Source organism: Campylobacter sp. GB48 (assembly GCF_049221845.1).
GTDB classification, from domain to species: Bacteria; Campylobacterota; Campylobacteria; order Campylobacterales; family Campylobacteraceae; genus Campylobacter_D; species Campylobacter_D lari_C.
Map to the genome: position 1 here is coordinate 1 of NZ_JBMJAR010000078.1, position 862 is coordinate 862.

The window sequence follows — 862 nt, forward strand, 5'->3', positions numbered from 1 at the left end:
GATTTAAAAACCATAGAAGATATAGACTTTTTTAATACCTATTCTTATTTACATGATTTAGCTATAAAACCAAGGCTTTTAAAACTAAAGCATGAAGAAGATTTTTTAATCTCTGATTGTCTTAGTAAAACTCAAAAAGAAAACATACAAAAATACAACCAAAAACTACAAGCTATTAATAACGATGAAGCAAAAAGGGCTTTGTATGATGAGTATAAAAATAGAGAAGTAAAAGGTTTATCAGCCATAGATGCTTATCATCAATGTATGGATTATTTAGAAGATATGGATAATGATGTATTTAACACTAAAGCAACAAACAACACCCCCGATCCTTTAAAACATAGAAATTTCTTAAAGGCTTTAGATATCATAGGACAAAATAATATTAAGGCTTTGTATGCGGGGGTGGCGGAGAATGAAATGCAAAATAAGGATCAGATCAGAAATAGTAAAAAGAAACAAAGAGTAGGTAAAACCTCTTTTAAAGAAAAAAAGCAACCACCAAAAATGATAGGCAGACTAGCCACTACTATAATCATGAAAAATGGTTTATGTATAGGCTAATTAAAGAAAGGATAAACAATGAGTGATAATAATAAAGATATTTATATAATATACGCTCCTAATGGAAGAGGGGTAGAGGTGGATAAAAAGACAAATAAAATATATTTTTCAGAAAATATTAAGCCTACAGGCAAATACACCCAAGAATATTCTAAAGCTTTGTTTGAAGCACACAATATCAAACAAAACTCCCCCTACAAAGACTATAAACCCAGATATTTAGATCCTAATCTTTACACAGGACAAAGTTCTACTTTGCTTGAGTTTAAAGATTGGCAAAGTATTTATTTAAAAG

The 862-nt window shown here is 29.5% G+C and carries 2 pseudogenes; both read left to right on the forward strand.

Annotated elements, in window-relative coordinates:
- A pseudogene (locus tag ACOTVC_RS08890) lies at nt 1–567 on the forward strand (hypothetical protein); the annotation flags it as partial.
- An 18-nt stretch (nt 568–585) separates the two neighbouring features.
- Nucleotides 586–862, forward strand: a pseudogene (locus ACOTVC_RS08895) (hypothetical protein); the annotation flags it as partial.